The 18,020-nt window shown below is 67.9% G+C and carries 21 protein-coding genes; 16 read left to right on the top strand and 5 right to left on the bottom strand.

The features are described 5' to 3' along the window. The first annotated feature begins 39 nt into the window (after nt 1–39). The 6 genes from AC57BS_RS17160 to AC57BS_RS17135 are packed head-to-tail and all read left to right on the top strand — an operon-like array spanning nt 40 to nt 5,317. The gene (locus AC57BS_RS17160; protein WP_496412650.1) at nt 40–705 is read left to right on the top strand and encodes a hypothetical protein; all 666 of its coding nucleotides are present in this window, start codon (nt 40–42) and stop codon (nt 703–705) included. A gap of 6 nt (nt 706–711) precedes the next feature. Further along, on the top strand, nt 712–1,830 hold the full coding sequence (locus AC57BS_RS17155; protein ID WP_496412649.1) for a C40 family peptidase: 1,119 nt from the start codon (nt 712–714) through the stop codon (nt 1,828–1,830). Nucleotides 1,831–1,862: 32 nt separating this feature from the next. Next, the gene (locus tag AC57BS_RS17150) at nt 1,863–2,198 is read left to right on the top strand and encodes a DUF6112 family protein (protein ID WP_496412648.1); all 336 of its coding nucleotides are present in this window, start codon (nt 1,863–1,865) and stop codon (nt 2,196–2,198) included. Nucleotides 2,199–2,232: 34 nt separating this feature from the next. Then, complete coding sequence (locus tag AC57BS_RS17145) at nt 2,233–2,538, top strand: DUF6112 family protein (protein WP_496412647.1); 306 nt, start codon at nt 2,233–2,235, stop codon at nt 2,536–2,538. A 10-nt stretch (nt 2,539–2,548) separates the two neighbouring features. After that, nucleotides 2,549–3,859 (top strand): TrbL/VirB6 family protein, encoded by a 1,311-nt coding sequence (locus AC57BS_RS17140; protein ID WP_496412646.1) that lies wholly within the window; start codon nt 2,549–2,551, stop codon nt 3,857–3,859. Nucleotides 3,860–3,865: 6 nt separating this feature from the next. Further along, a complete protein-coding gene (locus tag AC57BS_RS17135) occupies nt 3,866–5,317 on the top strand; it encodes an SCO6880 family protein (RefSeq protein ID WP_496412645.1) in 1,452 nt (483 codons plus the stop codon). 26 nt (nt 5,318–5,343) lie between these two features. Here AC57BS_RS17135 and AC57BS_RS17130 read toward each other — a convergent pair whose 3' ends face one another. The 4 genes from AC57BS_RS17130 to AC57BS_RS17115 form a co-directional block, all read right to left on the bottom strand. Further along, nucleotides 5,344–6,417 carry a HupE/UreJ family protein gene (locus AC57BS_RS17130; protein WP_496412644.1) on the bottom strand — a complete coding sequence of 358 codons (1,074 nt, stop codon included), beginning with the start codon at nt 6,415–6,417 and terminating at the stop codon, nt 5,344–5,346. A gap of 49 nt (nt 6,418–6,466) precedes the next feature. After that, the gene (locus AC57BS_RS17125; RefSeq protein ID WP_496412643.1) at nt 6,467–6,670 is read right to left on the bottom strand and encodes a hypothetical protein; all 204 of its coding nucleotides are present in this window, start codon (nt 6,668–6,670) and stop codon (nt 6,467–6,469) included. After that, complete coding sequence (locus AC57BS_RS17120) at nt 6,667–7,638, bottom strand: cation diffusion facilitator family transporter (protein ID WP_496412642.1); 972 nt, start codon at nt 7,636–7,638, stop codon at nt 6,667–6,669. Before AC57BS_RS17120 ends, AC57BS_RS17125 begins: the two co-directional genes overlap by 4 nt. Before the next feature lie 116 nt (nt 7,639–7,754). After that, on the bottom strand, nt 7,755–8,123 hold the full coding sequence (locus tag AC57BS_RS17115) for an ArsR/SmtB family transcription factor (protein ID WP_496412641.1): 369 nt from the start codon (nt 8,121–8,123) through the stop codon (nt 7,755–7,757). A gap of 49 nt (nt 8,124–8,172) precedes the next feature. Between AC57BS_RS17115 and AC57BS_RS17110 the strand changes: the two genes are divergently transcribed. The 9 genes from AC57BS_RS17110 to AC57BS_RS17070 all read left to right on the top strand — a co-directional run bounded on the left by AC57BS_RS17110 (nt 8,173) and on the right by AC57BS_RS17070 (nt 16,558). After that, nucleotides 8,173–8,601 (top strand): hypothetical protein, encoded by a 429-nt coding sequence (locus tag AC57BS_RS17110; RefSeq protein WP_496412640.1) that lies wholly within the window; start codon nt 8,173–8,175, stop codon nt 8,599–8,601. A gap of 57 nt (nt 8,602–8,658) precedes the next feature. Next, nucleotides 8,659–9,168, top strand: a complete 510-nt coding sequence (locus AC57BS_RS17105; RefSeq protein WP_496412639.1) for a Chromate resistance protein ChrB — start codon at nt 8,659–8,661, stop codon at nt 9,166–9,168. Further along, on the top strand, nt 9,165–9,596 hold the full coding sequence (locus tag AC57BS_RS17100) for a chromate resistance protein ChrB domain-containing protein (RefSeq protein WP_496412638.1): 432 nt from the start codon (nt 9,165–9,167) through the stop codon (nt 9,594–9,596). Before AC57BS_RS17105 ends, AC57BS_RS17100 begins: the two co-directional genes overlap by 4 nt. After that, nucleotides 9,593–11,002, top strand: a complete 1,410-nt coding sequence (gene chrA / locus AC57BS_RS17095; RefSeq protein ID WP_496412637.1) for a chromate efflux transporter — start codon at nt 9,593–9,595, stop codon at nt 11,000–11,002. Before AC57BS_RS17100 ends, chrA begins: the two co-directional genes overlap by 4 nt. A 403-nt stretch (nt 11,003–11,405) precedes the next feature. Beyond that, nucleotides 11,406–11,813 carry a hypothetical protein gene (locus tag AC57BS_RS17090; protein WP_496412636.1) on the top strand — a complete coding sequence of 136 codons (408 nt, stop codon included), beginning with the start codon at nt 11,406–11,408 and terminating at the stop codon, nt 11,811–11,813. 179 nt (nt 11,814–11,992) lie between these two features. Further along, complete coding sequence (locus AC57BS_RS17085) at nt 11,993–13,306, top strand: putative type IV secretion/conjugal transfer ATPase (protein ID WP_496412635.1); 1,314 nt, start codon at nt 11,993–11,995, stop codon at nt 13,304–13,306. Further along, nucleotides 13,303–14,382, top strand: coding sequence for an ArdC-like ssDNA-binding domain-containing protein (locus tag AC57BS_RS17080; RefSeq protein ID WP_496412634.1), 1,080 nt, complete (start codon nt 13,303–13,305; stop codon nt 14,380–14,382). Before AC57BS_RS17085 ends, AC57BS_RS17080 begins: the two co-directional genes overlap by 4 nt. Further along, nucleotides 14,379–14,843: a hypothetical protein gene (locus tag AC57BS_RS17075; protein WP_496412633.1), complete on the top strand. Its 465-nt coding sequence runs from the start codon at nt 14,379–14,381 to the stop codon at nt 14,841–14,843. The genes AC57BS_RS17080 and AC57BS_RS17075 overlap by 4 nt, the downstream gene beginning before the upstream one ends. Next, entirely contained in the window at nt 14,840–16,558 is a 1,719-nt protein-coding gene (locus AC57BS_RS17070; protein WP_496412632.1) for a type IV secretory system conjugative DNA transfer family protein, read from the top strand. The genes AC57BS_RS17075 and AC57BS_RS17070 overlap by 4 nt, the downstream gene beginning before the upstream one ends. Before the next feature lie 19 nt (nt 16,559–16,577). Here AC57BS_RS17070 and AC57BS_RS17065 read toward each other — a convergent pair whose 3' ends face one another. Further along, a complete protein-coding gene (locus tag AC57BS_RS17065; protein ID WP_496412631.1) occupies nt 16,578–17,441 on the bottom strand; it encodes a hypothetical protein in 864 nt (287 codons plus the stop codon). Nucleotides 17,442–17,604: 163 nt separating this feature from the next. Between AC57BS_RS17065 and AC57BS_RS17060 the strand changes: the two genes are divergently transcribed. Continuing rightward, nucleotides 17,605–18,018 carry a single-stranded DNA-binding protein gene (locus AC57BS_RS17060; protein WP_496412630.1) on the top strand — a complete coding sequence of 138 codons (414 nt, stop codon included), beginning with the start codon at nt 17,605–17,607 and terminating at the stop codon, nt 18,016–18,018. Nucleotides 18,019–18,020: the final 2 nt, after the last annotated feature.

Genomic DNA, 18,020 nt, shown 5'->3' with positions numbered 1-18,020 from the left:
ACCTAACGGACGTCCCTGAACACGACGCTCGGAGTTCCGATGTCGAACCTGACCGGCCGCCAGATCATGCTTCTCCTGGGCTGCGCACTTGCCGTGATGACTGCGGTCATCGGGATCTACGGGCTCGTGCGAGGACCGGGCGGAAGTACCGGCGGGGCACCTGATGCCCGACCGACAAAGGTCCAGGCTGTTGCTGATCCGACCGACGATGCCCTCACCCTGGAGAACCGGACGCTCCCGCACACGACCGACCCCGTTGCTTACGCGCGTGCCGTCGCGGTCTCTCTGTTCGACTGGGACACAACGGCAGGGTTCCTTCCGACCGACTACACCTCGGCAGTCCTGGCCGACGCCGATCCCTCCGGTGAGGAGACCCCCGGCCTGCTCGCCGATGTCGCGACGTACCTCCCGACCGTGGAGCAATGGCTCGACCTCGGTGCGATGGAGGTGGAGCAGACCATCGAGATCGACGAGGCGTACGTTCCCGACTCCTGGTCCGACGCCGTCGAGCAAGCACACGGGCATCTGCGCCCTGGGTCGACAGCCGTGACGATCACGGGCACCCGTCACCGCACCGGAGTTTGGAACGGCGAGGTGGCCGAGTCGTCGTACCCGGTCTCCTTCACGATCTTCGTCGCCTGCCAGCCGTCCTTCGAGCGCTGCCACGTCCTGCGCCTCTCCGAGCTCGACAATCCGCTGAGGTGAGCCCGGATGGGTCTGAAGGTTCTCGCCGTCGGCGCCGCAGCCGCAGTCCTACTTGCGCCTGGAGCCGCGGTCCTCGGCGTGGCGACGCTCGTGAGCCCGGCGGCCGCAGGATCAGGCAGCTGCATGTGGGACGGTCAGGCGACCTCGAGCCTCGGCGTTGCTGGCCCCGTCCCAGAGGCGCTTTCCGCCGCCAACACGCACGGCGAGACAGTCACCCTCAACAAGCAGCAGCTCACGCGGGCCGCGACGATCATCGCCGTCGGCAACCAGCAGCGGATCCCGGCCCGCGGTCAGCTGATCGCGATCATGACGGCCCTGACCGAGTCGTCCCTTCGAGTTCTGTCGAACACGAGCGCCTACCCCGAGTCCGCGAACATCCCGAACGACGGTAACGGCAGCGACCACGACTCCGTTGGTCTTTTCCAACAGCGACCCGCAGCAGGATGGGGCACGGTCGACAACCTGATGGATCCGGTCTGGTCGTCCCGCGCCTTCTACGGCGGGCCCGACGGACCGAACCACGGATCTCCCCGTGGGCTGCTCGACATCGACGCCTGGCAGTCAATGGACCCGGGCGCGGCGGCGCAGGCGGTGCAGGTCTCCGCGTATCCGGATCGGTACGCCGTCAACCAGCCGATCGCCGAGAAGGTACTGAGCGCTCTCAGCGGCGTCTCGCTCGCCAGCGACCTGGACTGCGCCCAGCCCGCCGAAGACCTACCGGCGAACCTCCCACCCGGTTTCCCTGGAGCCTTCGTTACGGCGGCAGCTACACAACTCGGCAAGCCGTACGTCTGGGGCGGAGGCAACTTCGATGGGCCCACCGGCGGAGGGTTCGACTGCTCCGGCCTCGTGCTCTATGCCGCCTACCAAGCCTCTGGGGGACGGATCCGACTGCCTCACTACAGCGGCTCGCAGATCCACGCAGGTCAGGGCATCGCGTGGAACGACAAACGGCCCGGAGACCTGATCTTCTTCAGCTATCCCGGAGCCGGTGGGCCGCACCACGTGGCGATCTACGTCGGCAACGAAAGGATCCTGCACGCCCCTCGCACGGGCGACGTCGTCCGCTACGGGACGATCGGCGAATTCGCCGGTGAGGTCATGACCGTTCGTCGACTTGGTTAACAGCCGGCGTCAAGGCCACCCTGTTTGAGCAGTTGACCCGCCAGTTCCGCCCGGTCGCCGCGACGCACCTGATCACCATGGCCCCAACCCACTTGATCCGCGCCGATGTCGGGCCGGACTTCGGAGCCGTCGGCGGCGCCGGTGACCTCCGTGCCATCGTCGGCGCTCTGCTGACATACGGCCTGATCATCGCCGTACTCATGCTCGTCATCTCGGCAACGACCTGGGCCATCGCGTCCAACTCCGGTAGCTGGCACACCGCGCAGAAGGCGAAGGTCGGCTGTTTCGTCGCCATCGGCGGCGCAGCCCTGACCGGTGCCGCGCTCGCCTGGGCGAACTGGTTGCTGGACATCGGCGCACACCTGTAAGACGTCCGCCCATTCGACGTCAGGAGCCCTCCCGATGGACCTTCTCACCGCAGTCCTCTCGCTGCCGCTCGACATCGAGATCGACCCGAACTCAAACGGCCTACCCGGGATCGGCCAGCTCAAGAAGATCGTCGGAGCGTCGATGACCGTCGGGCTGGTCCTTGCCGTGCTCGCGCTGATCATCTCCGCAATCGTGTGGGCGCTGGGGGCCAACTCGTCCAACCCGCATCTCGCGGGTCGCGGCAAGCTCGGGGTACTCGTCGCGCTCGGGGCCGCGATCGTCTGCGGCGCCTCGGTGACGCTGGTGAACTTCTTCTGGAACGTCGGCCAGCAGGTCTGAGGAATCCGTCATGGGTGTCTGCGATGTGCCGGTAATCCACGAGGTCTGCAACGCCGCCGGCGACGCGGCCGGCGCGGTTGTGACCGCGCCATTCGACTGGCTTGCTCAGGGCATGGGCGGCGCGGCCGAGTGGATGTTCATTTCAGTCTGGAAGGTCATCGACACCACGACCTTCGTCGACGTGACCAGCGGTGAGTACACGAAGGTCTACAACATCATGTTCGGCGTCGGCGTCTTCGTGATGCTCGGCTTCTTCATGCTCCAAGTCATCGGCGCCATGATCCGCCGCGAACCAGCAGCCCTCTCCAGAGCCGCGCTCGGACTCGCGAAGTCGATCCTCGGGTCCTTCGTCGCTCTCGCCCTGCTCGCGACCGCGCTCGAGATCACCGACCAGCTCTGCATCGGCATCGTGAACGCCGCCGGCACGAACATGAACGAGATGGGCGACAAGGTCGCCGTTCTCGCCGCCGGACTCGGAGCGATCAACCTCAGCGCACCCGGCGCGGGCGCGATCCTGACGATCTTCCTCTCGAGCCTCGCCATCGTCGGTGCGATGGTGGTCTGGATCAGCCTCCTCATTCGCAAGGCCCTCCTGCTAATCGCGATCGTCTTCGCGCCCATCGCGCTCGCCGGATCCAGCTGGGACCACACCCGCACTTGGCTGAGCCGCTGGGCGACGTTCGTGATCGCGATGATCCTGTCGAAGGTCGTCCTGGTGGTGATCTTCCTGCTCGCCACCGCCCAGGTCTCAGCTCCGATCGACGCTGACCTGGAGTCCGTCAGCCAGCCGATGGCCGGCGTCGTACTCATGCTGATGGCAGGGTTTGCGCCGTACCTGACCTACAAGGCCATCGCATTCATGGGCTTCGACATGTACCACGCGATGTCAGCCGAACAGGAGGCCAAGGCGTCGCTCAACCGACCGATGCCGATCCCGCTCTCGCGCCGCACCAGCAGCGAGCCCACCAAGATCCTCGGCGACAACGGCGGAGGTACGGCGACGGGTGGCTCGCCCGCGGTCACACCCACTGTCGGCGGTGATGGCGGGGCGTCCGCAGCCCCCGCAGGCGGCGGCACCGCTGGTGGCGGTTCCGGTGGCGGGGCCGCTGCGGGCGGCTCGAGTGGCGCGGCAGCCGCAGGCGGTGCGGTCGCTGCTGGCGCGGTCGTGGCGAAGGAAGCGGCGGCGGCCGGGCCGCGTCTCGGAGGCTTCGTTGCCGCCCAGGCGACCGACCAAGCCCAGGCCCACGATTCGGCGGCGGCGTCCACGGTCCCGCCGCCGGTCGCGGACTCGACGCTTGCCGAGTCCGCAGGACGGAAGTGATCGGCAGTGAGTACGTCGAGCAGTGCCGAACCGTCGCTGACACCCATCAAGTTCTCCCGGCTCACCAAGCGCGGGATCCTCCTCGGATTGTCAGGTCCGCAGCTGGTGATGGCGAGCCTTGCCGCCGGCACCCTGATCCTGGGCCTCTATCTGGGCGAGGTCGTGATGACCTTCCCGATCATCCTCGTCTTCGTCGTACTCGGATTCGTCGGCGTCGGTGGCCGAAAGATCATCGAATGGGGACCCATCGGAGCACGCTGGCTCTGGCGCTCCGCCGGAGGTCAACTGTTGTATCGCCGCCGGGTGGTCAAGCCGCGCCCGGCGGGAACGCTAGCGCTCCCGGGCGACGCCGCACGGCTCAGGCAGTGGGTCGATCCGGAGACCGGGGCAGTCATGGTCCACGACCCCCACGCGGCCACCGTGACCGCAATCGTGGGTGTCTCCCACCCCGCCTTCGTGCTGCTCGACCCTGCTGAGCAGGAACGTCGGGTGGTCAGCTGGGGACGCGTGCTCGCGACCGCCTGCCGATCCGGACGCCTGGCCTCGGTCCAGGTCATGGAGCGCACGCTCCCCGACTCCGGCAAGGGACTGGCGGACTGGTGGGAGCAGCATGGAAACCGCGCCGAGACGTGGGCATCGACGACGTACGGGGAGCTCGTCGACCGCGCCGGCCCGGCCGGCGAGCGCCACGCCAGCACCATCTCGATCTCGCTCGACATCAAGACCGCTGGCCGCGCAATCCGGGCCGCAGGTGGCGGGAACCGCGGCGCTGCCGCCGTACTCCGCCAGGAGATGGCAACGATGCTCGCTGCCCTTCGGTCCGCTGACCTCTCCCCCTGTGACTGGCTCACCCCTGGCGACGTCGCCCTGATCCTTCGATCGGCGTACGACCCAGCTGTGGCGGGCGCCCTGGAGCGGCACGGCGCCGTCGGCCGCGACCTGGCAACCGCCGGCCCGGTCGCCGTCACCGAGTCCTGGGGCAGCCTGCGCAGTGACTCAGCGCACCACTGCGTCCTCTGGATCAGCGAATGGCCTCGCTCGCTGGTCTTCCCGGGATTCCTCGCACCGCTGCTGTTGTCGTCCGGGATTCGCAGGACGTTCACGCTGCTCTACACCCCGATGCGAACCGACCGCGCCGCGCGGGACATTCGGAAGAAGAAAACCGAGTACATCTCAGACGCCGCCCAGCGCCAGAAGGTCGGCCAGATCGAGGACGCCCAGCAGACGGCTGAGTATCAGGACGTTCTTCAACAGGAGGCGGACCTGACAGCTGGTCATGGCCTGCTGCGGGCAACTGGCTTCGTCACCGTGAGCGCGAGCGATCCCGACGACCTCGAGCGTGCTGTCGCTTCGATCGAGCAGGCCGCGATCCAGGCGTCATGCGAAACCCGGCGATTGTGGGGTCAGCAGGCGCAGGCGTTTGCGGCTGCAGCACTCCCGCTGTCCCGGCCGCTGTAGGGCAAGGCCGTCAGCCAGGTAGTTCTCTAGAGCGAGGCGAACCAGTCGGCCTTGAACTCGGCCAGTGCCGCCACGTCGACGTCGCTGCAGGTGAGCTGCTTCTTCGCGGTGATGGCGATGATCTTTTCGCCGGCCTGGGGTGCGGAGCCGGCGAGCACTCCCTCGCCGTCGGGTCCGGTGACGAAGGTGCGGAGTTCCTCGAGGGCAGGGTCCTGCAGAGTCGTGGGGTAGATCAGGGCGATGTAGCCGTCGCCGATGGAGTGGCCGAAGTCGCCGAGCGGGGTCTCCTCGTCGGGCTCGTAGAAGTCCTTCGAGGTGTGCCCACCGGCTCCAGGGAGTGGTTCGTTGCGGTCGTCGACGGTGCAGGATCCTGTGGTGCCGGCGTACTCGGCCGCCAGCTTGGTCTCGTCAACATCGACGTCGGTGAAGGCGTTGAGTGCGATGAGGCTGGCGGCGACCGAACCGCCGATGAAGATCGGGGCGCAGGCGAGCTGAGCCGCGCGCGGCTGCTTGTCCGCTTCGATGAACTTGGTGGCGAGGAAAAGCACGCCGGCCAGGACGGCGATGGCAGCGAGCTGGCCGATCTCGATGCCTACGTTGAACGCGATGACGCGCCAGAGTTCGCCGTCCTCGGGGATGCCGAGGTCCTGGAACCGTGTCGACAGGCCGAGTCCGTGGATCAGTCCGAAGCCGAGTACGGCGGCGCCGAACCAGCGGAAGTTCTTCGGTCGACCGAAGATGCCGACCCCGGCCACGAAGACAACGCTGAGCGCGATGACCACGTCGACGGCTTCGGGGCTGACGCGCCATCCGGCGAGCGTGGCCACGATGAGCGTCGTCGAGTGGCCAAGGACGAAGAGGGTGATCAGCTTGGCGGCCAGCCTGGCTTCGGCGGCAATGAGAACCACGCCGGCGACGAACAGCAGGTGGTCCCAGCCGAGAAGCATGTGCTCGATGCCGATCGGCACGAACTCGAGGATGGACTTGTCAGAAGCGTCATCCCCGATGCCGTGGGCGTACGCCGGCGAGGCGGACGCGAGGATCGCGGGAAGGGCGAGGAGCGGGACGGCGCGGGTCAGCAGGGCGCGTCGGGCAGGCACAGGTGTCTCCGGCGGGGTAGGTGGGTGCGCGGGAAGGGTAACCGCGAGTTCACCGCCTTGCGTCGTCGGGCTGGTGAACGGCGCCGCCCGATCCGTCGTCTGCCTCGTGCGATTGGCTCGAGTCCCTGCGCCGTCGTAGCAGGACAACGACCCCGATGATCAGGAACGGGCCGACGGCCAGCAGCAGGACGAGGACGGTCTCGATCGGGTGGAGGCCGCCCATGTGCCAGGCGATGAGGTGGGCTGCGTTCACTGGGTCACCGCTTCAGGTCGTGGGTGATGGTCGACCAGCTCGTGGTGGTCTCGCCCGTGGGCGGGTGCGGGGCTCACGTGCACTGTGGCGTCAACGAGCTTGGGCACACGGTGGATCAGTCGGTGCTGCGCCTCGTGGGCGATCTGGTGCGCGGTGAGCAGGTCGAGCTGGTGATCGACGACGATGCCGGCCTCGGCTCGGATCTGGTGGCCGACCCAGCGGAGCCGGACGGACTCGATGGCGGCAACCCCCGGGGTCTCCTGCAGTGTGGACAGGGCGGTCTCGGTGAGTGCCGGGTCCACGGCGTCCATGAGCCGGCGGTAAATGTCGCGCGCTGCGGTGCGCAGCACCATCAGGATCGCGATTGTGATCAGCAGCGCGATGATCGGGTCCGCGAGCGGGAAACCGGCGATCACGCCGAGCGCGCCGATCAGTACGGCGAGTGAGGTGAATCCGTCGGTGCGGGCGTGATGGCCATCCGCTACCAGCGCGGCGGAGCCGATGCGGTGACCGACCCGGATCCGGTAGGCGGCCACGGTCTCGTTGCCGAGGAAGCCGACCAGCCCCGCTGCGGCGACGACCCAGGGATAGTCGACGTCCGCGGGGTCGATCAGCCGGTGGATCGCCTCGTAGCCGGCAACCACGGCGGAGATGGCGATCATCACGACGATGAAGATGCCGGCGAGGTCTTCGGCACGGCCGTAACCGTAGGTGTAGGTGCGGGTCGGCTTGCGACGACCGATCACGAAGGCGATCCACAGCGGCACCGCGGTGAGCGCGTCAGCGAAGTTGTGGATGGTGTCGGCCAGCAGCGCCACCGACCCGGTCACCGTCACCAGCAAGGCCTGCGCCAGCGCGGTCACGGCGAGGACGACCAGGCTGATCTTGACCGCTCGAATCCCCTCGGCGCTCGCCTCGAGCGCGGAGTCGACCGAGTCCGCAGCGTCGTGGCTATGGGGGCTGAACACCTCCCGCACCCATCCGCGGACCCCGGAGGCATGCCCGTGATCGTGCCCCGCGGGGGCATGCCCGCGCCCATGTCCGTGCTCGTGCCCGTGACCATCGCTGTACGGTCGGCGCTCGCTCATGAGACGTGCTCCGTTGCAGCGGCCTGCGCGGCGGCGTGGTGGGCCGGCGTTCCGGGACCCGCGTGCTCGGCGTGGTGGATGCCATCAACGACGAGGTGGCGGACGTGATCGTTGGCCAGTTGGTAGAAGACCTGCGATCCCTGCCGTCGTGTGGTGACCAGCCGCGCCATCCGCAACTTGCCCAGGTGCTGAGAGACCGCCGCCTGCGGCTTGCCGACCTGCTCGGCCAACCGCAGCACCGGAGCCTCACCGTCGAGCAGTGCCCAGAGCAGGCGCAGCCGGGTGGCGTCGGCCAGCATCCGGAACACCTCGACCGCCAGATCGACCTGCTCCTGGGCGGGCAGCTCACCCAGATATGCGCGCATACGCATATCTTGACATATGCGCGAAGGACGACCGCGCAACAATCGGAGGATGGTCCGTTCAGCTCTCCTCCTGCTGGCCGTGAGCGCGGCGCTCGCCGGCTGCGCCGCCGATGAGAGCGAGAGCCCGACGGCGCCCCCCGCCAGCGCGGGCACCAGCGCCGTCACACCCTCCGCCCCGAACGACGCGACGCCAACCACCTCGGAACCCATCACCGTCAGCCCGCTGTTGACGGTGACCATCAGTGGTCACGAGCTTCTTCCCGAAGCGGAGGCCATCGACCTCGATGTCGGCGAGCCCCTGCTCATCGAGATCACATCCGACCGGCCCGGACAGTTGCGCGTGCACTCTTCCCCCGCGCAGCGAATCGACTTCTCGACCGGGACCGCCCATACGCAGTTGGTCATCGACAGACCAGGTCGCGTGGAGATCAAGGAACGCGATTCGGGCGCCGTCCTGGCCGTGCTGACGGTTCGCTAGCCCAGATCAGGCTGCCCACTGGACAACCAGCCGAGCGCGCATGATTCCATTGCAACCATGGTTGCATCGAAGGAGTCGCCCGGGCGCTGGGTGCTCCTGACCTACCGGCTCCCCCGCGAACCCTCCACTCCGAGGGCGTCCGTCTGGCGCAAGCTCCGGCGCCTGGGAGTTGCCCAGCTTTCGGACGGGCTGGTCGCGCTTCCCGAGGACGCCCGCACCCGCGAGCAGCTGGAGTGGATCACCGAGGAGGTACTCGGCGCCGGCGGCACGGCGATGCTCTGGCACGCCCAGCCCACCGCGCCCGGTGACGAGCGACAGATCGCTCGGGCGATGTCCGAGGAACGCAACCGCGAGTACGCCGAACTCGCGGCCCGCGCCGCGACCGCGATCTCCGGCTCCCCCGTCGAGCAGCGCCGAGCACTCAAGAGCCTCCGGGCAGAACTGCGCGGCGTTCGGCGCCGGGACTACTTCCGGGCTCCCGGGCGCGAGGCCGCGGTGGCTGCGATCGACGCCCTCGCTCTCAGCGTTGCCGCGAACGCCGAAGCCGAGGCGGGGGTGAGCCGATGAGGTGGGCAACCCGGGCCAGCATTCACATCGACCGGTCGGCTTCCGCCTGGCTGATCCGCCGGTTCATCGACCCCGAGGCCGAGTTCGCCTTCGTCGCCGGCCCCGACGACGTACCGGCCGATGCGATTCCTTTCGACATGCGCGGGGTCGAGTTCGGCCACCACGGCAACGACTGCACCTTCGAGACCCTGCTGCGACGCCACGACCTCGCCGACCCGGTGCTGTGGCGGATCGCCGAGATCGTGCACGAGGCCGACATCGACGACTCCCGCTTCGACGCCCCCGAGGCACCCGGCCTGGACACCGTCCTGCGCGGACTGTCCATGGTCGCCGACGACCCTCGGGTCCTCGAGATCACCGGGCCGCTGTTCGACGGCCTCTACGAGTTCTTCCGCCGCGAGCTCCTCCTGGGAAAGGAACCCTCATGACCAGACCCGACCCCACCGCCGAGCCGGTGCCGTCGACCCCCGCCCCCCACCCCACCGGCGGCGACGTCATCCCGCTCGGCGACGCCACGAAGGCGTGGTTCTCGATCTCGCTGCAGACCTTCGGCGGCCCTGCCGGCCAGATCGCGGTGATGCAACACAAGCTCGTCGACGAGAAGCGCTGGATCGGCCAGCAGCGATTCCTCCACGCGTTGAACTACTGCATGCTGCTGCCCGGCCCCGAGGCCCAACAACTGGCCATCTACACCGGCTGGCTGCTCAACGGCACCCGCGGCGGCCTCATCGCCGGCAGCCTGTTCGTGCTGCCCGGCGTGCTCGCCCTGGGCATCCTGTCGGCGATCTATGTGAAGTTCGGCGAGACAGACCTGGTCTCCGCGCTGTTCGCCGGCGTCGCGCCCGCGGTCATCGCGATCGTCGTACAAGCTGTGCACCGTGTCGCGAAACGCGCCCTCAACCATGCCGCGCTCCTGACCCTGGCGGTCAGTGCCTTCGTCGCGCTGACGTTCTTCGCGGTGCCCTTCCCGATCGTGGTCTTCGCCGCCGGCTTCCTCGGCTGGCTGTTGAGTCGGCGCATCCCCGAGCTCGCCGCCACCCAGGGCCACGGCAGCGCGGACGACGGTCCGGCGCCACTGATCAGCGACGAGATGCTGCACCACGAGCTGCCCACCAAGCGCCGCTCGTTCGGCATCATCGCCCTCGGCCTGGTGCTCTGGTTCGCCCCCGTCGCGGCCGTCGCGGTGTTCGTCAGCTCGACGAGCGTGTTCGTCGACCAGGGCCTGTTCTTCTCCGGCGCCGCAGTGGTCACCTTCGGTGGCGCGTACGCCGTCCTCGCCTACGTCGCCCAGCAGGCGGTCAACGTCTACGGCTGGCTGGCCCCGGGCGAGATGGTCCGCGGCCTCGCGCTCGCCGAGACCACCCCCGGGCCACTGATCATGGTGGTGCAGTTCGTCGCATTCGTCGGCGCCTACCGCAACCCCGGCAGCTTCGACCCCTGGGTTGCCGCCATCCTCGCCTCCCTCCTGGTCACCTGGGTCACGTTCGTACCCTGCTTTCTGTTCGTGCTCCTCGGCGCGCCGTACGTCGAGCGACTCCGCGGCAACCGCGCGCTGTCGGCAGCATTGACGGGCATCACCGCCGCGGTCGTCGGGGTGATCGCGAACCTGGCGGTCTTCTTCGCCCTCCACAACCTCTTCGACCGCACCCAGGACATCAACGCAGGACCGCTGCACCTGGACGTGCCGGTGCTGAGTTCCTGGGACCCGCTGGCATTCGCGATCACCGCGGTTGCACTCATCGTGATGTTCCGGCTCAAGTGGAGCCCGCTACGCACTCTCGGACTCTGCGCTGCCCTGGGTCTGGTCGTCTTCGGGGCCCAGGCAGCGTTCTGACCCGGCGAGGGTTGAGATTTCGGAGCAACGATTTCCGAATTCGGCTGACAGCGACGCGGGCGCGTTGGCACGATCTGCTCCAGATCCCGCAGGTGACCCGAGACGCCTGCGGGATCTGCTCATTTCCCCAGCACGACTACGGCACACACGACAGCAGGATCCGTCGCCCGATCAGCCAATGGCTCAGTTGGAGGGAGCGCCCTCACAACAGGGCCGGATGTAGCCGCAGCCGTCACAGCGCTCGTGCGAGGTCTCCCAGCGCATCAGGGTGTCGCAGTTCGGGCAGGGCACAGTCAGGTCGGCCACTACGACAGGGTAGGTCGGCTGGCGACAGCAGCCGCGGCGACACGGCGGACCACCACGCGCACCTCATCGATGACAAACCATCGACGAGGAGCCACCGATGCCGACCTTCAACGACCCGGCCGCCGACGCTGACGAGCTCCGGGAAGCAGTCCGTGGCCTCGCCCACGCGACGCGCTCAATCAAGGACCCGGCGTCGATCTATCCCGTACTCGGCGCCGTCAGCTCCGCGCTCGCATCGCTGAGCCAGTCGCTACACCAGCTCGGTCAGTTCCACGACGGGCCAACTCGCAAGCAGGCGTGGATGAACGGCGATGCCAACGCCGGGCGCGCAGCGTCGTACCGAGAGTCCTGGGAGCTTCACCGCGCCGCCGAGATGATCCATCAGGTTGCTGAATGCGTGGACCGGGCGCACGAGATCGAGGCGACAATCGCGTACGACATCCACGACTACCCGTCGCTCGCGCCGGTCCAGCGCTCATCGAGTCAGCCAGGGATGTCGCTGTGACCGCGTGGCAGGACGGGCGCCTGCATTCCGCTGTCCTCGTCTCGCCAGGCCGGGAACGGCGTCACGATCGCAAGCTTCGCAAGGCGGCCGCGCGAGAGCTCCTGTCCGCCGATCGCGAAGCTCGGCGTACCGAAGCGAAGCGCAAGGCTGAGCAGCTCTCCGCCGAGAAGCGGGCAACGGTGACACTCCCCCGCGCCGGCGAAGCGGGACCCGCCGCCCTCCGGACGCCGGGCCGATTCCGCGTACCACGCCATCAGGACACGTCAGCAACCCTGGCGGGCGCCTACCCGTTCCTCGCCGAAGGCGGTCTGGGCAGCGAGGGCGTCTTCGTCGGCCAGGACCTGTACTCGGGCAGCTCCTTCGTCTACGACCCCTGGATCCTCTACGCCCGCGGTCTCATCACCGCACCGAACCTCGTCCTCGCCGGCATCGTCGGCTCCGGGAAATCCTGCCTCGCCAAGAGTCTTTACACGCGATCCATCCCGTTCGGCCGCCGCGTATACGTGCCCGGTGACCCCAAGGGCGAGCACACGGCGGTAGCGGAAGCCGTGGGTGGCCGTGCCATCGCGCTCGGCCACGGGATGCCCAACCGGCTCAACCCGCTCGACGAGGGTCACCGCCCCTCCGGTCTCGACGACGCGCAATGGGCCAGCCAGATCGCCTCGCGCCGTCGAGACCTCGTCGGTGCGCTCACCGAAACCGTGCTCGACCGACGCCTCACCCCGCTGGAACACACCGCAGTCGACATCGCGATCGACCGCACGGTTAAGAACGCCGAGGTACCCGTCCTCCCGATGGTCGTCGAGAGACTGCTCACACCCGACCGCGCCGATGACCCGGATGGCCGCCTCACCGAGGACGGGCGACTCGTCGGGCACGCCCTCCGTCGGCTCGTCGCCGGCGACCTCGCTGGGCTCTTCGACGGGCCGTCCACGGTCACCTTCGACCCGACGCTCCCGATGATCTCCCTCGACCTCTCCCGCGTCACCGAGAACGCGACCCTGATCTCGGTCCTGATGACCTGCGCGTCGGCGTGGATGGAGTCAGCGCTCCTGGACCCCGCCGGCGGCCAGCGCTGGGTCGTGTACGACGAGGCCTGGCGGCTCATGTCGCACCCCGCCCTGCTCCGACGGATGGACGCACACTGGCGGCTGGCACGCCACTACGGCATCGCGAACATGCTGATCTTCCACAAGCTCACCGACCTGGACACCGTCGGCGACCAAGGCTCAGCAATGCGTGCCCTCGCGTCCTCCCTGCTGGCTAACGCCGAGACCCGGATCGTCTACCGCCAAGAGTCGGACCAACTCGGCGCCACCGCCGCCGCACTCGGGCTCACTGGCACCGAACAGTCCCTCATCCCCACGCTCGGCACCGGCCAAGGCTTGTGGCGGATCAAGCACCGCTCGTTCGTTGTGCAGCACCAGATGCATCCCGCCGAGCTCGAGCTCTTCGACACGACCGGACGGATGACAGGAGGGCCGTCGTCATGACCACTCAGGTCCGCGCCCGAGCAGCCCGCGAGGCCAAGCTCGAAGCGCTACAACAGCAGCTGACAGAGTCCGTCGCCGCGCTGGTCACTGGCGAAGACTGGAAGCGAGCGCTGACCTTCGCCGCGCAGTTCCGCTCCCGCAGCTTCAACAACACGATGCTGATCTACGCCCAGCACTACTCCGCGTTCCAAGAGGGACGCGTGCCCGAACCGACGCCGACGTACGTGGCCGGTTTCCACCAGTGGCTCTCGCTCGGACGCCACGTCGAGAAGGGCCAGCACGGGTACGGGATCCTCGCGCCGGTCACCGCCAGGTTCGCCTCCGCGAACCCGTCGGATGCGGCGTCGTGGCGTCGTCTGTCGCGCGGAGAAGAGCCAGGTTCCGGGGAGACGGTGAGATCGAAACTCGTCGGCCTCAAGCACACCCACGTCTGGGACGTCTCGCAGACGGTTGGCGATCCCGTGCCCGAGCTACCCCGCCCGAACCTGTTGCACGGCCAGGCGCCAGTGGGCCTCTGGGACGGTCTCGCCGATCAGATCACCGCGCTCGGGTTCGAGCTTCGGCTCGTCTCGTCCGCGGCTGCGATCGGTGGCGCCAATGGCCTGACCGACTTCCTCGCCCGCGAAGTCTCGATTCGCATGGACATGGACGACGCCGCCCAGGTGAAGACCCTCGCCCACGAGCTCGGACACGTCCTCCTGCACGCTCCTCGGGAGAACGTGATCTCCACGGACCTCGCCGCTGACGCAACCATGCACCGCGGAACTGCTGAGGTCGAAGCGGAGTCGATCGCCCTGATGGTCGGTGCAGCGCACGGGCTCGACACCTCGTCGTACACCGTCCCCTACGTCTCGACATGGGCGGCGAGCGTCCCCGGCAAGACGCCGATCGAGGTCGTCCAGTCGACGGCCGAACGGGTGAGGACCACCGCACTCGGGATCCTCGACAAGCTCGACACCCAGAAGGTGGGCGACGGCAACCCTCCCGGTCTCTATCGAGAGGCACTCAGTCACCGAGGTAGGACGGCGCCTATCATCACCGGCGCGCGCCGCGACGGATCGGTCCTCGGACTATGAACGTCCCAGTCGTCCTCACCACCGTCCGCTTCGACATCGACACGGAGGGTCGGCTCGACGTCACAGTCGACGGCCAGCCGCATGCCGAAGATCGAAAGTTGTCTCGCGTCGACCTCCGCTCGGTCCTCGATGAGATCACTGCGAGCCTCGGCTCTGCGGTGCGTGTCGAAGTCCACGAGGCTGACGGCACGACGTACTCGGACATCGAGACTCCCAGAGATGACGCGGCGCCGGATGCTTTGGAGGCCGAACCGGAGCCAGCATCACCGGCACTTGCCGGCGCCGGTTTCCGCCCAGGTGAACAGGTCGCTCTCGCCTACGTCGTGGCACACCAGGAAGCCGACGCCAACGGCAATGCAGCCATCAACCTCCCACCGGCGCTGGTGTCCGCAACACGCCACGGGCTGGTTCTCCTGGGTCTTACCTCGCTGACAATCGCGCCAGTCGAGGCGGAGGCATGAACCCGAGTGCTCGCGGCGCGAACGACGAACTCGTCAACCTTGCACTGATGGGTCTGATCGCGCTCTTCGGCTTTGGGCTCGCCCTCGGAGTCGCCGGAGAGGTCGCCACGATCCTGGCCGGAGAGCCGGGTCCCCGCGGAGGTATGGCCAGCGGGCTTCGGGTCCTCACTGACCCTGGACACCCCGGTTCCGCGCTGGGTACGCCCGACCTGTCGGCCTCGGCCTACTGGCTCGTCGTCGCAGCCCTGCTCACGCTGGTCGGTAGCGCTGCGTGGCTTGCCTGGACCGTCGTCGCGCGACTACGCCACCGCGCCAAGAACGATCCTCACAAGACCGAGGGCATCGCCACCCGCCACGACATCGACCTTGTCGCGTCGAAGCGAGCGCTCGTACGCCGAGGCGAGACCCTCCGTCCCTCGATCAACCGGCCGCGGCCGGAGGATGTGGGCTACCTGCTCGGGCGCAGCTGCGGCCGAGAGATCTGGGCGTCGGTCGAGGACTCGATCCTGGTCATCGGACCGCCCCGCTCCGGCAAGGGCTTGCACCTCGTCATCAACGCGATCCTCGACGCACCGGGTGCCGTCGTCACGACGTCCACCCGTCCCGACAACATCATCGCCACCATCAGCGCCCGCAAGGAACGTGGACCCGTAGCGGTCTTCGACCCGCAGCACCTGACCGCAGGACTCCCGATCGTCGACGGGAGCGGGGTCCGCTGGTCCCCCATCCGCGGCTGCGAGCAGCCACTCACGGCGATGATCCGAGCAGCCGGTCTCGCATCGACGACCGGACTCTCTGCCGGCGGCGTCGAGTCCGGTGGCTTCTGGGAAGGCAAGGCCCGGTCAGCACTCCAGTCATTGCTCCACGCGGCTGCCATCGAGCACCTACCTACCCGCGCTCTCTTCGATTGGTCACTGTCCCCCTCGGCCGCGACCGATGCGGTCGGCGTCCTCGCCAGCCGACCCCAAGCTGCGCCCGGTTGGGCGGATGCACTCGACGGGATGATCAACGCTGACCCGCGTACCCGAGACTCGATCTGGATGGCGGTGAGCCAAGCTCTCGCGTGCCTGGCCGATCCGGCCGTGCTCAAAGCCGTCAGTCCCGGCCCAGACGACGCCTTCGATCCGCGCGACTTCCTCCTGCAGAACGGGACCCTGTACTTGCTGGCGACCGGCGCAGGTGCTGGAGCTTCGTGGCCCCTTGTGGCGGCCTTCTTGGAGGATCTCACTGAAGTCGCTCGGCACCTCGCGGCCGGCTCCACCGGCGCCCGGGTTGATCCCCCGCTTCTTCTGGCGCTCGACGAGATCGGCAACCTCGCCCCGCTCCCCTCCCTGCCAGTTCTGATGGCGGAGGGCGGCGGCACCGGCATCACGACGATGCCCGTCCTCCAGTCGCTCTCACAGGCGCGCAGCAAATGGGGTGACCACGCCGCCAGCACGATCTGGGACGCCTCGATCGTGAAGGTCATCCTCGGCGGGGCGTCCGCGTCGAAGGATCTCCAAGAGCTCTCCGTACTCATCGGCGAACGCGACGAGCGCTCAGACACCGTCACGATCAGCGACTACGGCAGTCGCTCGCTCCAACGCTCAGCGCGTCGGGTGGCGGTCCTGCCGCCGGAACGGATCAGGACGTTGCCCTTCGGAACCGGTTTGATTCTCCTCCGCAGCGCGCCTCCCATCGTGACGCGCCTGCGCGCCTGGACCGACCGCACGTGAGCTCGTGGTGAGCCGCGCCCTACCAGTCGTCGTCCGGCTCTTCGTGGCTCGCGAAGTAGGCCTCGAGCTCCTCCAACGTCGCTTGCTCGTCCTCGATCTGGGCGACCGAATACTGGAAGAAGGATTCCGGGGACGTACGCAGGTCCTGCACCGCCTCGCCAAGTAGCGGCAGCTCCTGACGCGTGTAATAGGTAACAGCGTCAAGCGTCATCGCGACCCAACTCGCCTTCTCAAGCAGCTTGAGCGCCACAGCCGTCGACCGTTCGGAGATGAATGAATCGATCGGATCGAGGATCGCGAACCCTGATGCTTCAAGGTTGGCGCGCGTACATTCCGCGCGAACGGCCGTCATGACAGCCTGCCGAAGCGACAAGACGTGCCGCACGCGCTCTGACGGTGCCGCCGCAACGCACAGGTCTTTCCACGCGTCCAGCGTTGCCACGTCCGCTTCGCTGTTCCAGAGCGAGTCCAGATGCTCATATCGCCCGGCGCCATTGGCGAACCGCTCAAGCGTCTCGGTCAAGGCAGGATCAAGATCATCGAGCGGACTGCGGGGCGGTGCCTTGTGGTCGCCAGGGACGGCGCTGAAGTCCAAGCCTTCTACCGCGTCCAGCAGCTCGCCGATGCGGTGACCGAAGCCCCTCAGCGGCGGGAATACGCCCGTAGCGGCGAACCCGTGACACGCAATAGTCAACTTGCACAGGCGTTCCAGTCCGCTGGCGTATGAGTGCATGCCAACGTGAAGCGGGTACATCTGGTCGTGGCCGACAGGCCATTCGTCGTCACGAACGGGCACAGTGCAGAGCCGGCGAACACCCGTGGTCACCAATTCGGACGCGAATAGCGTCTCGGAAACCAGGTAGTTCCAGCGACCTGGCATCACGCCGCCAGCCCCAAATCCAGATCTCTGTGCACGCCGCGAGTCTAGGCAGCCAGCTGGCGTCCGGCCTCTCCCCCGCTCGCGACCAGGCAGGGCATCGGCGCCCGCCGAGCACCTAGTCGTCGAAGGCGGTCCGCCCGCGCCCGTAACGACGGAAGGAGAGGAAATGTCCATTCCCACCCAGATGAGCCTGGTCGGCTTCATCGCCTCAGCACCCGAACTGCACTTCACCAAGGCCGGAGCCGAGTGCTGTCGCATGCGCGTCGGCATCGAACAGTGGCGCAAGGAGGTCGACGGGAGCTTCACGAAGCTCGACCCGACCTTCCACGACATGGTCGCCTTCGAGAGCACCGCCCGCGAGACCTACGCCCGCTTCCGCAAGGGCGACTCGTTCGTGGCCAGCGGCTACGTCCACGAGTACGAGGTGGACGGCCGGGAGGGCAGCGTCATCAAGGAGGAGTTCGTCGCCCGCAAGATCGGCCACAACGTCAACAAGACCGACTACCTCGTCCAGCGCGGCCGGCACGCTGCCGACCGGTCCCTGACAGCCGTGCCGCAGCCGCCCGCCGTCGGCCTCTGACC

The sequence above is a fragment of the Nocardioides sp. BGA-UO-ETr-FS32 genome, from assembly GCF_059567905.1.
The sequence above is the reverse complement of the archived record's forward strand: the minus strand, read 5'-3'. Positions and strand labels throughout refer to the sequence as shown.